The sequence below is a fragment of the Streptodolium elevatio genome (assembly GCF_040649515.1).
Classification (GTDB): domain Bacteria; phylum Actinomycetota; class Actinomycetes; order Streptomycetales; family Streptomycetaceae; genus Yinghuangia; species Yinghuangia elevatio.
On record NZ_JBEZFP010000013.1, the window covers coordinates 12,911 to 29,764 of the forward strand.

Consider the following 16,854-nt stretch of genomic DNA (forward strand, 5'->3'; position numbering starts at 1 on the left):
GCCCGGCCGCCCGTCGCGGGCACGGCGTGCGTCCTCAGCCCGGGCGCGCTCACGGTCGGTCGAACGCCCGTGCTGATCAAGGTCGTCGGTGTCGGCGGCGCGGGGGTCGGCCGGGCGCCCGTCCTCTCGGCGCACAGGCGGTTCGCCGCGGCTGCCGGTCCGCCGGTCGTCCGTGCGTCCTGCGTCGGGGGGGCCGCCTTCCGGTGCGCGCCGGGGACCGCCAGGGCGCTCGCGCCGGTCGGCGCCCTCGCGCGGACCGCTCGTGCGGCCGTCGCGGGCAAACCGGCGACGCGGGTCACCCGAACGCCGCTCCTCCGGACCGCCGTTCCCGTCGCGTCCGGTCGTACCGCGGCCGTTCGCGCCGCGGGCACCTGGTGTCGGCCTGGGGGCGCCGGGCTCACGCGCCTGGCCGGCCTGCCGGTCATCCCGCGCGGCGTCGGAACCGCCTGCCCGCCTGGGGTCGTCGGGACGGCGTACCCGGGCACGGTCGTCGCGCCCATCCGGACGGCCCCCGCGACCGCCGGGCCGCCGGTCGTCCGGCAGGCGCGGACGGCCCGGCGATGCCCCACGCGGCTCGCGCTCCCCCGCGTCACGTCGGCTCTCGCGTCGCTCGGCGCCCTCACCGCGACCGCTCGTGCTCCGGCCGCGCTCCCCGTCACGGGGACGCGGTCGCCTGACCCGGCGGTCCCCGTCCCGGCGTGGGTCCCCGTCCCGGCGTGGGTCGCCGCCGCGGTCCGTCGGGAGATCCGATGGGCGGTCCGCCGAAGTGCCGGGCCGGTCACGGTCGTCGGCGGCTCCCGCGTCGCGGGACGCGCCGTCGCGCGGAAGCGGTCGCCCGCCGCGCACGCGCCTCTCGGCACCGCGATCCGTTCCGTCGGTGCCGCCGAGGAGGCGGCGTGCCCACGCCCCCGCGCCGGAGGCCGCCGGGCGGCCGCCTGCGGGGCGGGCGGGACGCCGCGGCGTGCCGTCCGGCCGACGCTCCGCGTCCCGCGCGTCACCGCGCGGCTCGTCGTCCCCGTCGCGCCCACGCCCGTCTTGCATCTCGCCTCTCCCGACCTCACCGGCAGTCCGCCACGCACCAACCAACGCCCCCGAGCCGGGCGTCCGCCACCCGACGCGCCGTCCCGCGCGCACATCTCACGCACGCCGCACGTGCGACGACGCGCGGTTGCCGCGGCGTGCCGAGCCGTCGAGGACCGTCACGCCCCGCGGCCGGACGCCGGTTCCGGGCGGGCCGCAACGTACTCCGATCGGAGCCGTACCGGCCCCGCCCCGAGCACGGGGCCGGTGGGCTCCTTCACCGCCGTGGCCCCGGGGCCACGGCGCGCATTGGGGTGGCCGCGGGTTCGTCCCGGAGCACGGTCCGAGCGCCGCGGTCTGCTGCTCTAACGAGGCGGTGGGGCCTGACCGGTGGCCCCGGCCTGCGGACCGGCGGCGGGCGCCTGGCCGGTGGCCTGCGGAGTCGTCTGCGGTGTCGCCTGCGGGACGGCGGGCGGCGCGGTCCCGGTGGCCGGCACGGCGCCCGGCGTCGTGGCCGCGGGTGCCGGACTCACGCCCGGCAGCACGGCGGGCGGCGGCACCAGGGTCGGGGTCGGCCGCGGCGACGCGGGCTTGGGCGAGCCGAGCACCTGTCCGGTCACCGGGTCGATGAAGACCGGGGTGGTGCCGGGCACCATGCCCAGTTCCTCCGCCTTGCGGGCCAACTCGCCGGGGGCGGACACCGCCTCCAGTTCGCGGCGCAGTGCCTGCTCCTCGTCGCTGAGGCGGGCGTTCTGCTTCTTGAGCCGGGACTGCTCGAACGAGCCCTGGTTGAGCGCGGTGTTGAGCAGCAGCAGGCCGAGCAGGCCGCCGCCGAGCAGCAGCACCATGAGCAGCACGAAGGGCGTACGCGACGTGGGCGCGCGCGAGGAGTCCCGTACGGCGGCGCTGTCCGCCTGGTCGCTCGTCAAGAATCCTCCCGTACACGCTCGGCGGCCCGCAGCCGCGCCGACGCCGCACGCGGGTTCTGCCGGACCTCCTCCTCGGTCGCACCTTCGGAAGCGCGGGTGAGGAGCTTCAGGGTGGGCTTCAGTTCGTCGGGCACGACCGGCAGGTCCGGCGGCGCCTTGCTGGTCGCGCCCACGGCCAGGGCCCGCTTGGTCATGCGGTCCTCGAGCGAGTGGTACGACAGCACGACGATCCGGCCGCCGACGGCCAGCGCCGCGATCGCGGCGGGCAGCGCGCGCTCCAGGACCGGGAGTTCCTCGTTGACCTCGATGCGCAGGGCCTGGAAGGTGCGCTTGGCCGGGTTGCCGCCGGTGCGCCGGGTGGCCGCCGGGATGGCGTTGCGTACCAGGTCGACCAGGCGGGCGCTGTCGGTGAACGGCTCCCGCTCGCGCTCGCGCACGACGGTGTCGGCGATCCTGCGGGCGAACCGCTCCTCGCCGTAGACCTTGAGGATCCGGGCGAGGTCCGCCGCCGGGTAGGTGTTGAGCACCTCGGCCGCGGTGATGCCCCGGGTCGGGTCCATGCGCATGTCGAGCGGGGCGTCCTGGGCGTAGGCGAACCCCCGCTCCGCCTCGTCCAGTTGCAGCGACGAGACGCCGAGGTCGAACAGGATGCCGTGGATGCGCGGCACGCCGAGCCGGGTCAGCACCGCCGGGAGCTCGTCGTACACCGCGTGCACGGGGGTGAAGCGCTCGCCGAACGGGGCGAGGCGGCGGCCCGCCCGGGCCAGGGCCTCGGGGTCGCGGTCGAGACCGATCAGCCGCGCCTCGGGGAACCGGGTGAGCAGGGCCTCGCTGTGGCCGCCCATGCCGAGCGTGGCGTCGACGACGACCGCGCCGGGCCGGTCGGCCAGCGCCGGGGCGAGCAGGTTGACGCAGCGGTCGAGGAGGACGGGGACGTGCGCGTGGCCGCCCTGGTCGGGTGCTCCCGCCGCCGTGGAGGCTCCCGTAGCTCCCGCGGCTTCCGCGGCTCCCGAAGAGGACGAGGTACCGCCGGGCGCTGCGGGAGGCTTGGCGGTCGCGTTCATCTCGACCCTTTCGGTGGTGCTGCCGCCGTCGGGGCGGCGGGCTCGGGTGCCGCCGGGCCCGGCGGCGCGCGGTCGGAGTGCCGCGGGGCAAGACTGCCACGGATGGCGCGCGGCGCCGGGGAGGTCCGGACCGTACGTACCGTCAGGTCCCCGCCCGCTCGTCTGGGGAAGTGACGTTCTGGCACCGGGGAAGGAGTGCCAGAAAGCTCGGAGCGGGTGGAGACCTCACGGCACGTCCGTCAGGACAGCACCTCCTCGGAGAGCTCGGCGAACGAGTCCTCCTGCTCTTCCAGGTAGACGCGCCACGCCTCGGCGTCCCAGATCTCCACCCGGGCGCCCGCTCCGATCACGACGCACTCGCGTCCCAGGCCCGCGTACGCACGAAGCGCCGGGGGGACCAGGACGCGGCCCTGCTTGTCCGGGACCTCGTCGGAGGCGCCCGCGAAGAACACCCGCATGTAGTCCCGGTGGGCTTTGGAGGCCAGCGGGGCTTCGCGCAGTTGCTCGGTGATGCGCTCGAACTCGGGGAGGGGCCACACATAGAGGCAGCGCTCCTGCCCCTTGGTGATCACTAGGCCCTCCGCCAATTCGTCACGGAACTTCGCCGGAAGGATCAGCCGACCCTTCTCGTCCAACCGGGGCTCGTAGGTGCCCAAGAACACAGGGCACCTCCGCACCGTTCGAGTTCTTGCTTTCTCACGGCCCCATTTCCCGCCACTCTACTCCACCAAACCCCACGGTCAACCCTCAGCGGACCCGCCACACGCCCCCCAGCGGCCACAAAAGCGCAGGTCGGAGGGGGTGGGGCAAAGTGGAGGGCGCGTACGACCGACTCACACGCGCCCCCTGCGTCCGAGTGGTGCCGGCCGCCCCTCGCCCACCCCCGCCGGTCCGGAGCGCGCGGTTCACCGCGCGGAATCGGGATCGCGCTCTTCTCGTGCGGTACCGGTAACACGGCGTCGCTAGCTTGTTGACCATGACCGACACAGACACCCCGCCGATGAACGCCGACAGCAAGCGGCGATTCAACGAGGTCGTCGACGGCCTGGTGGCCAAGAACGCCCGTTATGCCGCTGATTACACCGATCCCGGAATGTCCGCCCGGCCCGTGCAGCGGGTGGCCGTCGTCACCTGCATGGACGCCCGCCTGGACATCCACGAGCTGCTCGGCCTCGAACTCGGCGACATCCACATCATCCGCAACGCGGGCGGTGTGGTCACCGACGATGTGATCCGCTCCCTCACCATCAGCCAACGGCACCTCGGCACCCAGGCCGTCGTGCTCATCCACCACACCGGTTGCGGCATGCTCACGGTCACCGAGGATTTCCGGGTGGAGCTGGAGGTCGACACCGGCATACGCCCCTCGTGGGCGGTCGAGGCCTTCGCGGACCTCGACGGCGACGTTCGTCAGTCCATGAACCGGGTACGTACTTCACCGTTCCTTCTGTGCGCCGACAACGTGCGCGGCTTCGTGTACGACGTGCACACCGGTCTGCTGCGTGAGGTCCCCGCCGTCGCGGAAGCTCCCGACCCCGCCGCGGCGACGCCGATCGTGGCCGGGAATCCCCCCGACCTCATGTCCGGTGCCCCGAAGGTGCAACCGAACCGACCGGGATCCGACTCCTAAGCCCCGAGGCTGATTGGGTGCATTGGCCGGCCGTCCGGAAACGATCACTCGACCGAGTGACACGAACGGCCGTTCACCTGTGACAATCGGCCTGTGGTCCCGTCTCGACGGCGGGGCGTCATGGGGCAGGGAGGGCACGGGTGTCGACGTTCAACGATCAGGCCGGTCTCAAGGAGCTGGCGGCTACCGCCGCGCGCATCCGGGGGGCCATGGAGAGCGTGATCGAAGGCAAGCCCGAGGTGGTGAGGCTGGCACTGACCGTGCTGCTCGCCGAGGGCCACCTGCTGGTCGAGGACGTACCGGGTGTCGGGAAGACGATGCTCGCGAAGTCCCTGGCCCGCTCGGTCGACTGTACGGTCCGGCGCGTGCAGTTCACGCCGGACCTGCTGCCTTCGGACATCACGGGCGTCAGCGTCTACGACCAGGAGCGGCGCGAGTTCGAGTTCAAGCCGGGCGCGATCTTCGCGAACATCGTGATCGGCGACGAGATCAACCGGGCCTCGCCGAAGACCCAGTCGGCGCTGCTGGAGTCGATGGCCGAACACCAGGTGACCGTCGACGGCACGACGTACGAGCTACAGGCCCCCTTCATGGTCATCGCCACCCAGAACCCGGTGGAGATGGAGGGGACGTACCCCCTGCCCGAGGCGCAGCGGGACCGCTTCATGGCCCGCGTGTCGATGGGCTACCCGTCGCCCGAGGCCGAGCTCGAGATGCTCGGCGTGCACGGGGCCGGCTCGCCGCTCGGCGCGCTCGACCCGGTCGCCGACGCACGGGACATCGTGAAGCTGATCGAGGCCGTGCGCGAGGTGCACGTCTCCCCCGGCGTCGCGCGCTACTCGGTGGACCTGGTCAACGCCACCCGCAACTCCCCCGAACTTCGCCTGGGTGCGTCGCCGCGCGCGACCCTGCACCTGGTGCGGGCCGCCAAGGCCGCCGCGGCCCTGGACAACCGCGGGTACGTGCTGCCGGACGACCTGCAGGCGCTCGCGGTGCCGGTGCTGGCACACCGCCTCCTGCCCACCGCCGAGGCCCAGATGTCGCGGCGCTCGGCCGAGCAGGTCGTACGCGACATCGTGCGCTCGGTCCCGGTGCCCGGGGCGCCCGGCCAGTCGGCGCCCGCCGCCTCGCCCGCACCGCAGCAGCACAACCAGTACCAGCCGCAGGCGCAGTCCCAGCCGCACGGACAGCCGCAGCCCGCCCAGCAGCCCTACGGTCCCCCGCCGAGCGCGTACGCGACCCGGCAGCAGCAGTCCTACCCGGGGTCCACCCCGCAGGGCGGCCCGTACGGCGCGCCCGGCGGCCCGTTCTACGGCAACGGCCACGGCCCGGCGCGCTGACATGCGTACCGCCCTGTCCGGGCTGACCACCCGGGGACGCTCCTTCCTCGCGGCGGGCATCGCCGCGGCGGTCTGCGCGGTGGTCCTCGGCCAGCGCGACCTGCTCCGCGTGGGCTTCCTGCTGGCCGCGCTGCCGCTGGTCGCCGTCCTGGTGGTGGCGCGCACGCGGCACCTGGTCACCAGCACGCGCGGCCTCGAGCCCGCACGCGTCGCGGCGGGCCACGAGTCCCAGGTGCGGCTGCGCGTCGACAACGTGTCGCGCATCCCGACCGGGCTGCTGATGCTCGAGGACCACGTGCCCTACGTGCTGGGCTCGCGCCCCCGGTTCGTGCTCGACCGCATCGAGCCGCACGGCTACCGGCAGGTCGCCTACCGCGTCCGGTCCGATCTGCGCGGCAAGTTCACGGTCGGCCCGCTGCGGCTGCGGCTGGCCGACCCGTTCGGCATGTGCGAGCTGACGCGCTCGTTCGCGGCCCGGGACACCCTCGTGGTGACGCCGGTCGTGCAGCAGCTTCCGGCCGTCGACCTGGGCGGCGAGTGGACCGGGTACGGCGACGGCAACTCCCGCAGCCTGGCCTCGGCCGGCGAGGAGGACGTCGTCCCGCGCGAGTACCGGCACGGCGACGACGTGCGCCGCGTGCACTGGCGCTCGACCGCGCGCCGCGGCGAGCTGATGGTCCGCCGCGAGGAGCAGTCGTGGCAGAACCAGGCGACGCTGCTGCTCGACACCAGGCTGTCGGTACACCGGGGTGAGGGCCCCTCGTCGTCGTTCGAGTGGGCGGTCTCCACCGCCGCGTCGATCGGCGTGCACCTGTGCCGGCGCGGCTACACGACCCACCTGATCGCCGCCGACGGTCGCCGGCTCGCCGGGCCGCCCGAGGGACTGCGCACCGCCCCCGCCGAAACCGAGAGCTTCCTGCTGGACGCACTCGCCGTGGTCGACGCCAAGCACACCGAATCGCTGGACGGCGCCGAGATGACGCTGCGTCAGCCCGGCGGCGAGGGCATGGCGGTCGCCGTGCTGGCCAACCTGACCGAGGACGACACCCGCCGCCTCGCGCGGGCCCGCAGCACCGCCGGGCGCGGCCTGGCCATCGTCCTGGACACCGCCGCGTGGGAGTCCGTCCCGATGCCGGGCGCGCTGCCGCACGAGGTGGCGGTGGGCATGCTGCGCCAGGCCGGATGGCGCGTCCTGCCCGCCTCGGCGGCGACGCGCCTGCCGGATCTGTGGCGCGGCGCGGGCCGCTCGTCCGAATCGCCCGTACGCGGCGCCTCCTTCGGCACCTACGGTACGTCCCTGTCCGGATCGGAGTACCGCGCATGACCGGCCGCCTGCGGATGGCCGTCGCCGCCGCACTCGCCACCGCCCTCACCGCGTCGTCGCTGCTGCCCCTGGTCAACAAGGGCGAGTGGATCGGCCAGTCGATCGGCGCGATCGTCATGGTCGCGGTGACCGGGGAAGTGGTCCGGCGCCTGTCGGTGCCGCGCCCGTTCATCGGCGTGATCCAACTGGTCATGCTGATCCCGTACCTGCTGGTGGTGCTGGTCCCCGACGTCGCGGGGCCGCTGCCGACGCCCGACGCGTTGCGTGCGTACGGCGAGCTGCTCGGGACCGGCGGCGACGACATACAGAGCTTCGCGCCGCCGGTGCCCGCCACCGACGGCATCGGCGCGATCCTGGTGACGGTGGTCGCGGGCGTCGCCGTCATGGTCGACACGATCGCGGTGACGTACGCCCAGGCCGCGCCCGCCGGGCTCCCGCTGCTCGCGCTCTACAGCGTGCCCGCCGCGCTCGCCGAATCCGGCCTCGGCTGGACGGTGTTCCTGCTGTCCGGCCTCGCGTACATCATCCTGCTGCTCGCCGAGGGCCGCGAACGCCTGCTGCGCTGGGGGCGGCCCCTGGTGCCGCCGGGCATGCGCGGTCCCGAGTCCGGGTCGCCGCGGCCCTGGGCGCGCGGCGGCGGACGCATCGGCCTGGCGACCCTGGCCGTCGCCGTCGCGGTGCCCGCGATCGTGCCGATGACCGCGAACCGCCTCGCGGACCGCGACTCTGGCGGCGGCAAGGACCGGCTCACGACGATCAATCCGATCGTGGACCTGCAGGACGAACTCAACCGGCCGGAGAACGTCGACGTCCTCAGCTACACGACGAACTCGCCCAACCCCAGGGGCTTCTACCTGCGGCTGGCGGCCCTGGACATGTTCGACGGGAACGCCTGGAAACCGACCGGGCAGACGCTCACCGAAGTGCCGCGCGGGCCGTTCCCCACCCCGCAGGGGCTGAACGCAGCGATCAAGGCCGACACGGTCACCACGACCGTGAAGGTCGAGAAGAACTTCCGCCAGACCTCGCTGCCGATGCCGTACGCCGCCTCCGCGGTCGACGTCAAGGGCAAGTGGCGCTACGAGCACGAAGGCCGGCTGCTCTACGGCGACGACGGCCAGACGGTGTCGAACCTGAAGTACCAGGTCACCAGCCTGGACATCAAGCCGACCGAGGAGCAGCTGCGCAACGCGGGCGGGGCGCCTCCCTCGATGAACCGCTACCGCGACGTGCCCTCCGAGGTGGAGAACGTGCTCGGTCCGATCGCGCAGCGGGTCGCCGGGCGCGGGCAGACCGCGTTCGACAAGGCCGTGCTGCTGGAGAAGTGGTTCACGGAGTCCGGCGAGTTCACGTACGACACGAAGGTCCCGCCTGGGACCGGTGCGTTCGCCCTCGAGAACTTCATGAAGAACAAGGTCGGCTACTGCGAGCAGTTCGCGTCGGCGATGGCGGTCATGGCCCGCATCCTCGGCATCCCGGCGCGCGTCGCGGTGGGCTTCGTCCCGGGCAACTTCGTCGGCGACAACACGTACCGGGTCGGCAGCCACGACGCACACGCCTGGCCCGAGCTGTACTTCCAGGGTGCCGGCTGGGTGCGGTTCGAGCCGACGCCGGCGCGCGGCACCACGCCCGACTACTCGCGCGTGCAGCCGGCGCCGAGCGCGAGCACGCAGGCCCCCACGACCGCGCCGACCGAGAGCAGTTCCGCCCCCGCGCCCGAGCAGTCGGAGCGGTGCCGCATGGACGACTGCCCGTCCGAGTCGTCGAGTGCGGCGCCGGTGGCGGCGAAGGACGACGACAACACGTGGCTGTCCGGGCTGCTGATCGGCACCGGCATCGCCGTCGTCGTGCTGCTGGTGCTGGCCGCCCCCATGCTGCTGCGGCAACGCGTGCGCAGACGAAGGCTCACCGCGCTGAGCCGGGACGCGGCCGCCGACGGGGTGGCCCGAGAACCCGGGGACGCGGTGCTCGGGGCCTGGTACGAAGTCCTGGACACCGCACGGGACCTGGGCATCCGTACCGAGGACCACGAGACGCCGCGCCAGTTGACGGTGCGGCTGCTGGAGGCGATCCCCGAGGACGCCACGCAGGCCCGGGAGGCGCTGCCGCGCATCGCGCTCGCCGCCGAGCAGATCATGTACGCCCCGGAGGCGCCGCAGCGGACCGTCGGCCTCGCCGAGGACGTACGCGTGGTGCGGGCGACGCTGCTCGCGTCCGCGACCCGGGGCACCCGGATCCGCGCGGCGGTTCTCCCGGCCTCGGCGTTCCGCCGCCCGGAGTCCGGCCCGCTGGACCGGTTGCGCAACGGGCGGGACGCGGAGCCGGAGCCGGGCGCGGCCCCGGGGTGACGCGGTCGGCTGACGGCTGAGGATGTGTCGGAGGCGGTGTGCCGGGACCGGTATTCGGTCCCGGCACACCGCCTCTTCGCACCGGTCGGGCAGGTGCGTGCCTGGTGAGTGTCCGGTCAACGCCCTTTCCGTGCCTGGTCCGTGTCTTGCACGTGCCTTCCAGGTGTCTCCGAGGTGGCCGTGTCGGCGCCTTTTCGCCGCCGCAGCCGCGCGCCATACACCTACATTGCGGGGCATCCAGGGGTGAATTTCGGCGCCAAGCCGGGCTCTTCGCGCACCCGGCGCATGTTTCGCGTTTGGGGGAAGTCACTCACTGCTTGAGCAGTATCCCCGTACGGTGACCATGAAGGCGTAACGCAGGCGGAATCACCAGCCTCACACCGGGGGGATGCCTCGTGGCCCGCGTCTACCAGGCCGTACTCCACGGATCCGGCGAGCACTTGGGCCGGGCACTGCGCCGCAGCTTCGCGGCGGCATCCGGCGTGCCGGACGACGGCTCCACCGCGCTGCGGCACTTCGCCGACGGCGAGTCCGTCACGCTGGACGAAGGACCCACCTGCGGCCGCTACACGGTCGGCGGGCTGTCGGCGTTATGGGGCCCGTCGTCGCCCACCCCGCCCGCGGCGTCGACGCCGTCCCCGCCGACGGCTTGGGCCGTCGTCGCCGTGGACGCGGCGGCCGTCGAGGCCGCGGACCTGTCCCGGGCCGTGGCCACCGTGTCCGGACTCCTCGACGCGGAACGGGCGTTCGACGGCGCCATCCCGTTGGAGACGTCGCCGCTGGACGTGGACACCGACCACGTCGCCGAACTGCTCGGCCGACTGCTCGACCCCCGGCGCCGCGTGCCGATCGTGGTGCTGAGCACGGACGAGCACCAGGCCTCGCTGCCCGCGAGCCACGCCGCCTACCTCGCCCGCCGTCTGGCGGGAACCGCAGTGGTGGCCCGGCTCTGCGACAAGGTGGCGCAGGACCGCCTGAACGCCGCGCTGGGGCCCGGCTTCGGTGTCTACGGGGGTGCGCTGCGCACGTACCTCGCCGAGTTCGACCCCACCACGGAGGACTATCCGCAACGGCATCCGGTCCGCAGCGGATCCGCACTCCGGGACCTCGGCAGGCGCGCGCTCGACGTCGTGGTCACCGGCGTCACGGGTGACGGCGTACGCAGGCCGCTGCCACCGGACGCGCGCCGGGGCATGCGCCTGGTCCCGCAGATCCTCGACCGCGGGCTCGACTGGCCCGACGTCGTCGTCCATCCCGGAACACCACCGGGGCGCACGACTGCCGGAGCCGCGTCCAGCGCACCGACCCGCTCGGCAGCGCCGACCCCACCGCCACCCCCTGCCCTGGTGCGGCGGCACCTCGAACCGGTTGCGGATGCGGATGCGGTTGCGGATGCGGGTGCAGGTGGGGACAAGGCGGGAGGTCCGGGTACAGGGGCGGGGCCAAACCCGGGTGCCGCCTCCGCCGCCGGGACCTGCGTACCGCTCCGCCCCGGGGACCTGGCAGCCTTGGCCGCCCGGAACACCACAGCCCGCCCCACCGGCGCGACACGAGCGGCACCGGAGGCCCCGCACTCCCCGCAGACCGGGCACGGGCATCCGGGACGCCCCACGCTCCCCTCCCAAGCGGCCAAGGTGAACGGAAGTTCGGCCACGCACACGCCCCCCGGCCCCGCCCGCGCCGACGACCCACGCCCGGTTCCCGGCGAACCCGCCTCGGGGTCCGGGACGGCGGCGGTGCCCGGCCCTTCGCGGACTCCCGGTTCTCCCGTACCCGCACCGCCCGCCGCCTGGGTCGCCGAGGTGGCCCGGCAGGTGGTCGGCGAACTGGCCCAGGCCACCGAGGCCAGGAAGGCCCTCGCAGAACTCGCCGAACTCGTCCGCGACCTGCGCGGAGTCGCCGACTCACTGGGCGTGCCCCGGCGCGACGCGGCCGAGTCCGAGGCACTGGCCGCCGAGTTGGCGCGACTGCGGTACGACTACGACCTTCTCGTCCTGCAGTACGAGGAACTGGCCGAGGAGTCGCGGCGCTCCGACGACCGCATCCGCCGTCTCGACGGCCTGCTCGCGGAACGCCCCCTCGACGCGGCGCCCGTCAACGACATGTGGATACCGGAGTGCCTGGCGGACGTCCTGCTCCGCGCCCGGGCCGAACTGCCGCACGTGAGCCTCCCCCACGCGCTCGATGCGGGCGCCTCCGCCCTCGACAAGGGAGAGCCGGGGCACACCCGGGTGTGGGCGGGCGCGGCGTGGGACGCCCTGCGCGCGCTCAACGCGTACGCCGCCGCCCGGTCGGCCAACACCTTCCGCGGAGGTTTCCGCGACTGGTGCCGCAATCCACCGCACGGCGCCTACGCGCTCTCCCCCAAGAAGTTCGCGATGAAGGAGTCCGACGCGGTGGCGGGCCGCGCCAAGTTCCGCCGCGCCCGGACCTTTCCGGTGCCTCCCGAAGTCGCCCCTGAGCAGGTGGTCTTCATGGAGGCGCACGTCAAGCTCCGGGGCATCGGCAACCCGGCGCCCCGCATGCACTTCCACGACGACGCGGCGGGTGTCACCGGCCGGATCCACATCGGCTACCTCGGCCATCACCTGGACAACACCCGGACGAACTGACCCTACGGTCGGCTGCCGTACCGTCAGCGGCCCTACGGACGGCGGCTCTGCGGACGGCGGCTCTGCGGGCGGCGGCCGAGGCCCCGGGGCCACCTCGACCGCCGCCCGGACACACCCCGCTCAGTCCACCGGGCGGCCGGCGCCGGTACCGCCGGTGCCGGTACCAGCGCCGGTGCCCGCGTAGTGCTCGGCGATGTCGTCGCTCGTCGTCAGCCACACGCCTTCGTGGTTCGCCACGTACTCCAGCGCTTCGTCCAGGTACTTGTGCCGGAAGGCCTGGCCGATGACGAACGGGTGCAGCGCCAGGGCCATCACGCGTCCGCTGTCGGCCGAGTCCTCGTACAGCTGGTCCAGTTGGTCCTTGACGATCCGGACGAACTCCGGTCCGCTCGTGCTCTTTCCGACGAAGAGGCTGATGTCGTTGAGCTCCACGGAGTACGGCACGCTCAGCATCCCGGGCACGTTCAGCCGGTAGGGCTGGTCGTCGTTCGTCCAGTCCAGGACGTAGTCCAGCCCCAGTTCGGCGAGCAGTTCCGGGGTGTTGAACGTCTCGGTCAGCGCCGGTCCCATCCAACCGCGCGGCCGCCTCCCGGTGGCCCGCTCGATGGTGCCGACCACGTCGGCGAGGTAGGCGCGTTCCTCGTCCCGGGTCATGTCCGCCTGGAAGACCGAGTTGTTCTTGCCGTGCGCGAGCCACACCCAGTCCCGTTCGCGCCCGGCCTCGATGATGCGCGGATAGCGCTCCGCGACATCGGAGTTCAGCAGCACGCTCGCGCGGATCCCGTGCCGGTCGAGGCTCTGGGCCACCCGCCAGATGCCCACCCGGGGCCCGTAGTCCCGCCAGCCGTAGTTCAGCGGGTCCGGGGTCAGCCCCGCGGTCCCGGCGAACGTGCTGGTCGAAGGGCGGTCGATCCGGTAGTGCTCGACGTTGAGTCCGACATAGAAGGCGACGCGGGCACCGCCCGGCCACCGGACCGCCGCACGGTCGACCATCGCGCTGTAGTCGTAGAGCCGGTTGTCCATCGGGGCGCTCCTCACGTAGGCGACGCACCTGCCGTACGGCTGTCCGCCGGGGCCTGCGGTGCTGTTCCCTGTACGCTCGAACCATCACATCTATGTGAGGGTCAAAGCGGGACGGGCGTGAGGTGGGTCACATGCGGATCGGCGAGCTGTCGGAGCGTACCGGCACGTCGCGCCGCCTGCTGCGGTACTACGAGGAGCAGGGGCTGATCGTGGCCGACCGCGCCCCCAACGGCTACCGCGACTACGACGACCGCTACGTCGACCGGGTCGTCCAGATCAGGGGCCTGCTCGACGCCGGGCTGCCGACCCGGATCATCAAGCAGATCCTGCCCTGCCTCGACAAGCCGCGGGCCATCTACTTCCCGGACGCGACCCCGGAGATGCTGGCCACCCTGGAACACGAACTCGACCGCATGACCGAGCGGATCCGCTGCCTGTCCCGCAACCGGGACGCGGTGGCCGAGTACCTGGACGCGGTCCGCGCCTACGATCCCGCGGAAGCGGAAGCGGCACCCGACCCGGCGGGAGCGACACCGGCACCGGACCGGGCAACGGCAGTGGCCGACGGATGAGTTGACCGCCTCGGGCAGCACCAAGCCGGGCCTCCGTCCAGCGGAGAACCCGGCTTCGTGGCAGTACGTATGAGCCTGCCAGGACGGCACGTCGGACGTGCGCCCGAGCGTGTCAGGCTTGTTCGTCGCGGCGGCGCTTCCAGCGCTCCTCGATGCGGTTCATCATCTTGGCGCGGCGCGGGCGCGGTGCCCGTCCCGTGCTCCCCGAGCCGCCTTCCGCCTGCGCCTGCCCCGGCGAACGGCGCCAGCCGGTGACGGCGAGCACGGCACCCGTGAGCATCAGCAGGAAGCCGACGACACTGATCCAGATTGCCGGCAGCATGACGCCGGTCATGAGCAGAACGAGGCCGACGACGAAACCGGCGATCGCCCAGCCCGTCCGACGCCGGGTATGCGTGCGCATGCCGGCACCCTCGAGCGCTGTCGCGAACTTGGGGTCTTCGGCGTACAGCGCTCGCTCCATCTGCTCGAGCAAGCGCTGCTCGTGCTCTGAGAGCGGCACGGCGTCCTCCTTCGTCGGCCGCGAGGCGACCGGTGCGGCCCTTTCAGGATAGGCAGGTAACCGCCATCGTGAAAGCCACCCGCGAAAGACGACTCGGCCACATCTGCCGCCATGTCGACTTGCGTACGCGGGTGACGTCTCCGTCGACGACGGGTTCCCCACCTTCCCCATGCATTCCCTGTCCGGTGCGCGGTCATGTCAGATCGATACGACCGAGCGGCGGGAGCTGAACAGGGGTGCGGCGACCGGCGTACGGACACCGGCCGCTTCCAGGATGATATGCGTCCCCGACCATTCCCACACCGCTGACGAACGTGATCAGCCGCGGGTTCCCGGCGGTCGCCCGGACGATCCGCCGAGCAGGCTCGCGGGCGCCAGCGCCTGGCCGCCGAAACGGTCCCGCACGGCGTCGGCGGCGCGCTCCACCTCCGCCCAGCCCCGGGCCCGTTCGCCGAGCACCATCTGACGGGGGCGGTCGCCGTCGACCAGGTGCTCCATGCGCACCCCGACCAGGCGCAGGCGGGCGCGTTCGAGTCCGAGGCCGGCGTGCAGGGCGCATGCGGTCGTGTAGATCTCGCGGCCCACGTCGGTCGCCTCGCGCAGGGTCTTCGACCTGGTCAACGTGGTGAAGTCGGAGAAGCGCACCTTGATGGAGACGGTACGGCCGGCCAGCCCGGCGGCGCGCAGGCGGGCACCGGTGCGGGTGGCGAGGCGGAGCAGCGCGCGGCGTACGACCTCGGGGTCGTCGACGTCCGCGGGGAAGGTCTCCTCGTGGCCCATGCTGCGCTCGGGTTCGGACGGAACCACCGGGCGCTCGTCGCGTCCCCAGGCCAGCGCGTGCAGAGTGCGGCCCGCGGCTTGGCCCAGGGCCCGGCAGAGCGTCGCACGCGGGGTGTGGGCGATATCACCCACGGTGTGCAGTCCCAGGCGGGTCAGGACGGCTTCGGTGCGTTCTCCCACCCCCCACAGCCGGGAGACCGGGAGGGGGTGCAGGAAGGCGACGGCCTCATGGTCGTGGACCAGGCAGAGACCGTCCGGCTTGACGGTGGCACCGGCCAGCTTGGCGACGAACTTCGTGCCCGCGACGCCGACCGAACAGGTGATGCCCTGCTCGTCGGCGATGCGGGCGCGGATCATCTCGCCGACGCGCACCGGGTCGCCGCCGAGGCGGCGCAGCGAGCCGCCGAGGTCGAGGAACGCCTCGTCGAGGGAGAGCGGTTCGACGGTCGGGGTGATCGAGCGCAGCATCGCCATGACGTTGTCGGACACGCGCGCGTACTCGTCGTGATCGGGCGGGAGGTAGACGGCCTGCGGGCAGAGGCGACGGGCGCGGCCGACCGGCTGGCCCGCGTGCACGCCGTACGCGCGGACGTCGTGCGTCGCGGACAACACGACCCCGCGCGCGCCCAGCGCCCCGACGACGACGGGCCGCCCGGCCAGTTCGGGACGGCGGCGGATCTCGACGGACGCGTAGAAGGCGTCCATGTCGACGTGCATCACGGTGGGCGGGGTGGTGGGGTCGGAGGTCATGGGCTCACCACCCCGGGCCCGCGCTGCGCCTGGCGTCCCGCGCGTGCGGGTACCCGGCGTACCCCGGGCGCGCTACTTGTCGGCGAGCAGGTGGATCTGGGTCGCCAACGACCGGTACTCGGGCAGTTCCGCCGCGGCCCGCTCCAGGTCGAGCAGCGCGTCGAACGACGCGGGGTCGTCGACGAGCACACCCGGCACCAGGTCCGCGAAGACCCGGACCGCGTGCACCGGTCCCGGCCGCAGGCCCACCTTGGTGAGCAGCGCGGTGAGTTCGTCGACGGAGAACCTGCGCGGCAGCGCCGCCGGGTCGGCGAGCGCCGCGGCGGCCTGGGCGAAGTGCCCGGCCAGGGCCCGTGCCAGCACGGCCCCGGTGCGGTTCGCGGCGAGCAGGCTGAGCGTGCCGCCGTCGCGCAGCGACGCCGCGACGGTGCCCAGCGCATCGTCGGGCTCGTCGACGACCTCCAGGACGCCATGGCACAGCACGATGTCCGCGGCCTCCCGCTCGACCACGTCGAACAGGTTCTGGGTGTCGCCCTGGTACGCCTTGACCAGGTCGGTGACGCCGGCCTCGGCCGCCCGCCGCTCCAGCGCGGCCAGCGCGTCGGGGCTGGGGTCGACGACGGTGACCCGGTGCCCGAGCCGGGCCAGCGGCACGGCGAAGTTGCCGGTGCCGCCCCCGGTGTCGAGGACGTCGAGCACATTCCGCCCCGCGGCCCGCGCGCGGCGGTCCAGCGCGTCGCGCAGCACCTGCCACACCACAGCGGTACGCATCGAGCTGCGGCGTCGCATCTGGTCGGACACGGGAGGCCTCCTGTCGTCTGCCGGGAGCTCCACCCTAGTGCCGGATTGACGCGGATTCGCCCGGCCGCGAGCGCCGTGGACAGCGTCTTGGGCGGCGCCTCGGGCGGCTCAAGCATCGGTTCGGGCATCGGTTCGGGCATCGGTTCGGGCATCGGCTCG

At 73.4% G+C, this 16,854-nt stretch carries 12 protein-coding genes and 1 pseudogene; 6 read left to right on the forward strand and 7 right to left on the reverse strand.

Annotation, left to right across the window (positions count from 1 at the left end; translation table 11 throughout):
* Positions 1-1,385: 1,385 nt before the first annotated feature.
* From ftsL to mraZ, 3 genes are all read right to left on the reverse strand, one after another.
* Entirely contained in the window at positions 1,386-1,949 is a 564-nt protein-coding gene (ftsL, locus tag AB0C36_RS07450; RefSeq protein ID WP_358350624.1) for a cell division protein FtsL, read from the reverse strand.
* Positions 1,946-3,013, reverse strand: coding sequence for a 16S rRNA (cytosine(1402)-N(4))-methyltransferase RsmH (rsmH, locus tag AB0C36_RS07455; RefSeq protein ID WP_358350627.1), 1,068 nt, complete (start codon positions 3,011-3,013; stop codon positions 1,946-1,948). The genes ftsL and rsmH overlap by 4 nt, the downstream gene beginning before the upstream one ends.
* 239 nt (positions 3,014-3,252) lie before the next feature.
* Entirely contained in the window at positions 3,253-3,675 is a 423-nt protein-coding gene (mraZ, locus tag AB0C36_RS07460; RefSeq protein ID WP_358350629.1) for a division/cell wall cluster transcriptional repressor MraZ, read from the reverse strand.
* Between the two features lie 314 nt (positions 3,676-3,989).
* Here mraZ and AB0C36_RS07465 point away from each other — a divergent pair.
* The 5 genes and pseudogenes from AB0C36_RS07465 to AB0C36_RS07485 all read left to right on the forward strand — a co-directional run.
* Positions 3,990-4,523, forward strand: a pseudogene (locus AB0C36_RS07465) (beta-class carbonic anhydrase); the annotation flags it as partial.
* A gap of 260 nt (positions 4,524-4,783) precedes the next feature.
* Complete coding sequence (locus AB0C36_RS07470; protein ID WP_358350631.1) at positions 4,784-5,983, forward strand: AAA family ATPase; 1,200 nt, start codon at positions 4,784-4,786, stop codon at positions 5,981-5,983.
* Position 5,984: 1 nt separating this feature from the next.
* Entirely contained in the window at positions 5,985-7,307 is a 1,323-nt protein-coding gene (locus tag AB0C36_RS07475; protein WP_358350634.1) for a DUF58 domain-containing protein, read from the forward strand.
* Positions 7,304-9,655, forward strand: coding sequence for a transglutaminase TgpA family protein (locus tag AB0C36_RS07480; protein WP_358350637.1), 2,352 nt, complete (start codon positions 7,304-7,306; stop codon positions 9,653-9,655). The genes AB0C36_RS07475 and AB0C36_RS07480 overlap by 4 nt, the downstream gene beginning before the upstream one ends.
* Before the next feature lie 395 nt (positions 9,656-10,050).
* Positions 10,051-12,267 (forward strand): hypothetical protein, encoded by a 2,217-nt coding sequence (locus tag AB0C36_RS07485; protein ID WP_358350640.1) that lies wholly within the window; start codon positions 10,051-10,053, stop codon positions 12,265-12,267.
* Between the two features lie 120 nt (positions 12,268-12,387).
* On the opposite strand, the gene AB0C36_RS07490 is transcribed toward AB0C36_RS07485, so the two are convergent.
* Positions 12,388-13,290: a polysaccharide deacetylase family protein gene (locus tag AB0C36_RS07490; RefSeq protein ID WP_358350643.1), complete on the reverse strand. Its 903-nt coding sequence runs from the start codon at positions 13,288-13,290 to the stop codon at positions 12,388-12,390.
* A 131-nt stretch (positions 13,291-13,421) separates the two neighbouring features.
* On the opposite strand from AB0C36_RS07490, the gene AB0C36_RS07495 reads away from it, so the two are divergent.
* Positions 13,422-13,862, forward strand: coding sequence for a MerR family transcriptional regulator (locus AB0C36_RS07495; protein WP_358350646.1), 441 nt, complete (start codon positions 13,422-13,424; stop codon positions 13,860-13,862).
* Between the two features lie 112 nt (positions 13,863-13,974).
* Here the strand turns inward: AB0C36_RS07495 and AB0C36_RS07500 are convergent, their stop codons facing one another.
* From AB0C36_RS07500 to AB0C36_RS07510, 3 genes are all read right to left on the reverse strand, one after another.
* Entirely contained in the window at positions 13,975-14,364 is a 390-nt protein-coding gene (locus AB0C36_RS07500) for an SCO2097 family morphological protein (protein WP_358350649.1), read from the reverse strand.
* Between the two features lie 318 nt (positions 14,365-14,682).
* Positions 14,683-15,894 (reverse strand): DNA polymerase IV, encoded by a 1,212-nt coding sequence (gene dinB, locus AB0C36_RS07505; RefSeq protein ID WP_358350652.1) that lies wholly within the window; start codon positions 15,892-15,894, stop codon positions 14,683-14,685.
* Positions 15,895-15,966: 72 nt separating this feature from the next.
* Positions 15,967-16,695: a methyltransferase domain-containing protein gene (locus AB0C36_RS07510; protein ID WP_358350654.1), complete on the reverse strand. Its 729-nt coding sequence runs from the start codon at positions 16,693-16,695 to the stop codon at positions 15,967-15,969.
* Between the last annotated feature and the right edge of the window lie 159 nt (positions 16,696-16,854).

What these genes read in the sequence shown, in the direction of transcription:
- AB0C36_RS07490 (WP_358350643.1), bottom strand. Translation starts at nt 13,290, where the DNA reads ATGGACAACCGGCTCTACGACTACAGCGCGATGGTCGACCGTGCGGCG.
- dinB (WP_358350652.1), bottom strand. Translation starts at nt 15,894, where the DNA reads ATGACCTCCGACCCCACCACCCCGCCCACCGTGATGCACGTCGACATG.
- rsmH (WP_358350627.1), bottom strand. Translation starts at nt 3,013, where the DNA reads ATGAACGCGACCGCCAAGCCTCCCGCAGCGCCCGGCGGTACCTCGTCC.
- AB0C36_RS07475 (WP_358350634.1), top strand. Translation starts at nt 5,985, where the DNA reads ATGCGTACCGCCCTGTCCGGGCTGACCACCCGGGGACGCTCCTTCCTC.
- AB0C36_RS07495 (WP_358350646.1), top strand. Translation starts at nt 13,422, where the DNA reads ATGCGGATCGGCGAGCTGTCGGAGCGTACCGGCACGTCGCGCCGCCTG.
- AB0C36_RS07480 (WP_358350637.1), top strand. Translation starts at nt 7,304, where the DNA reads ATGACCGGCCGCCTGCGGATGGCCGTCGCCGCCGCACTCGCCACCGCC.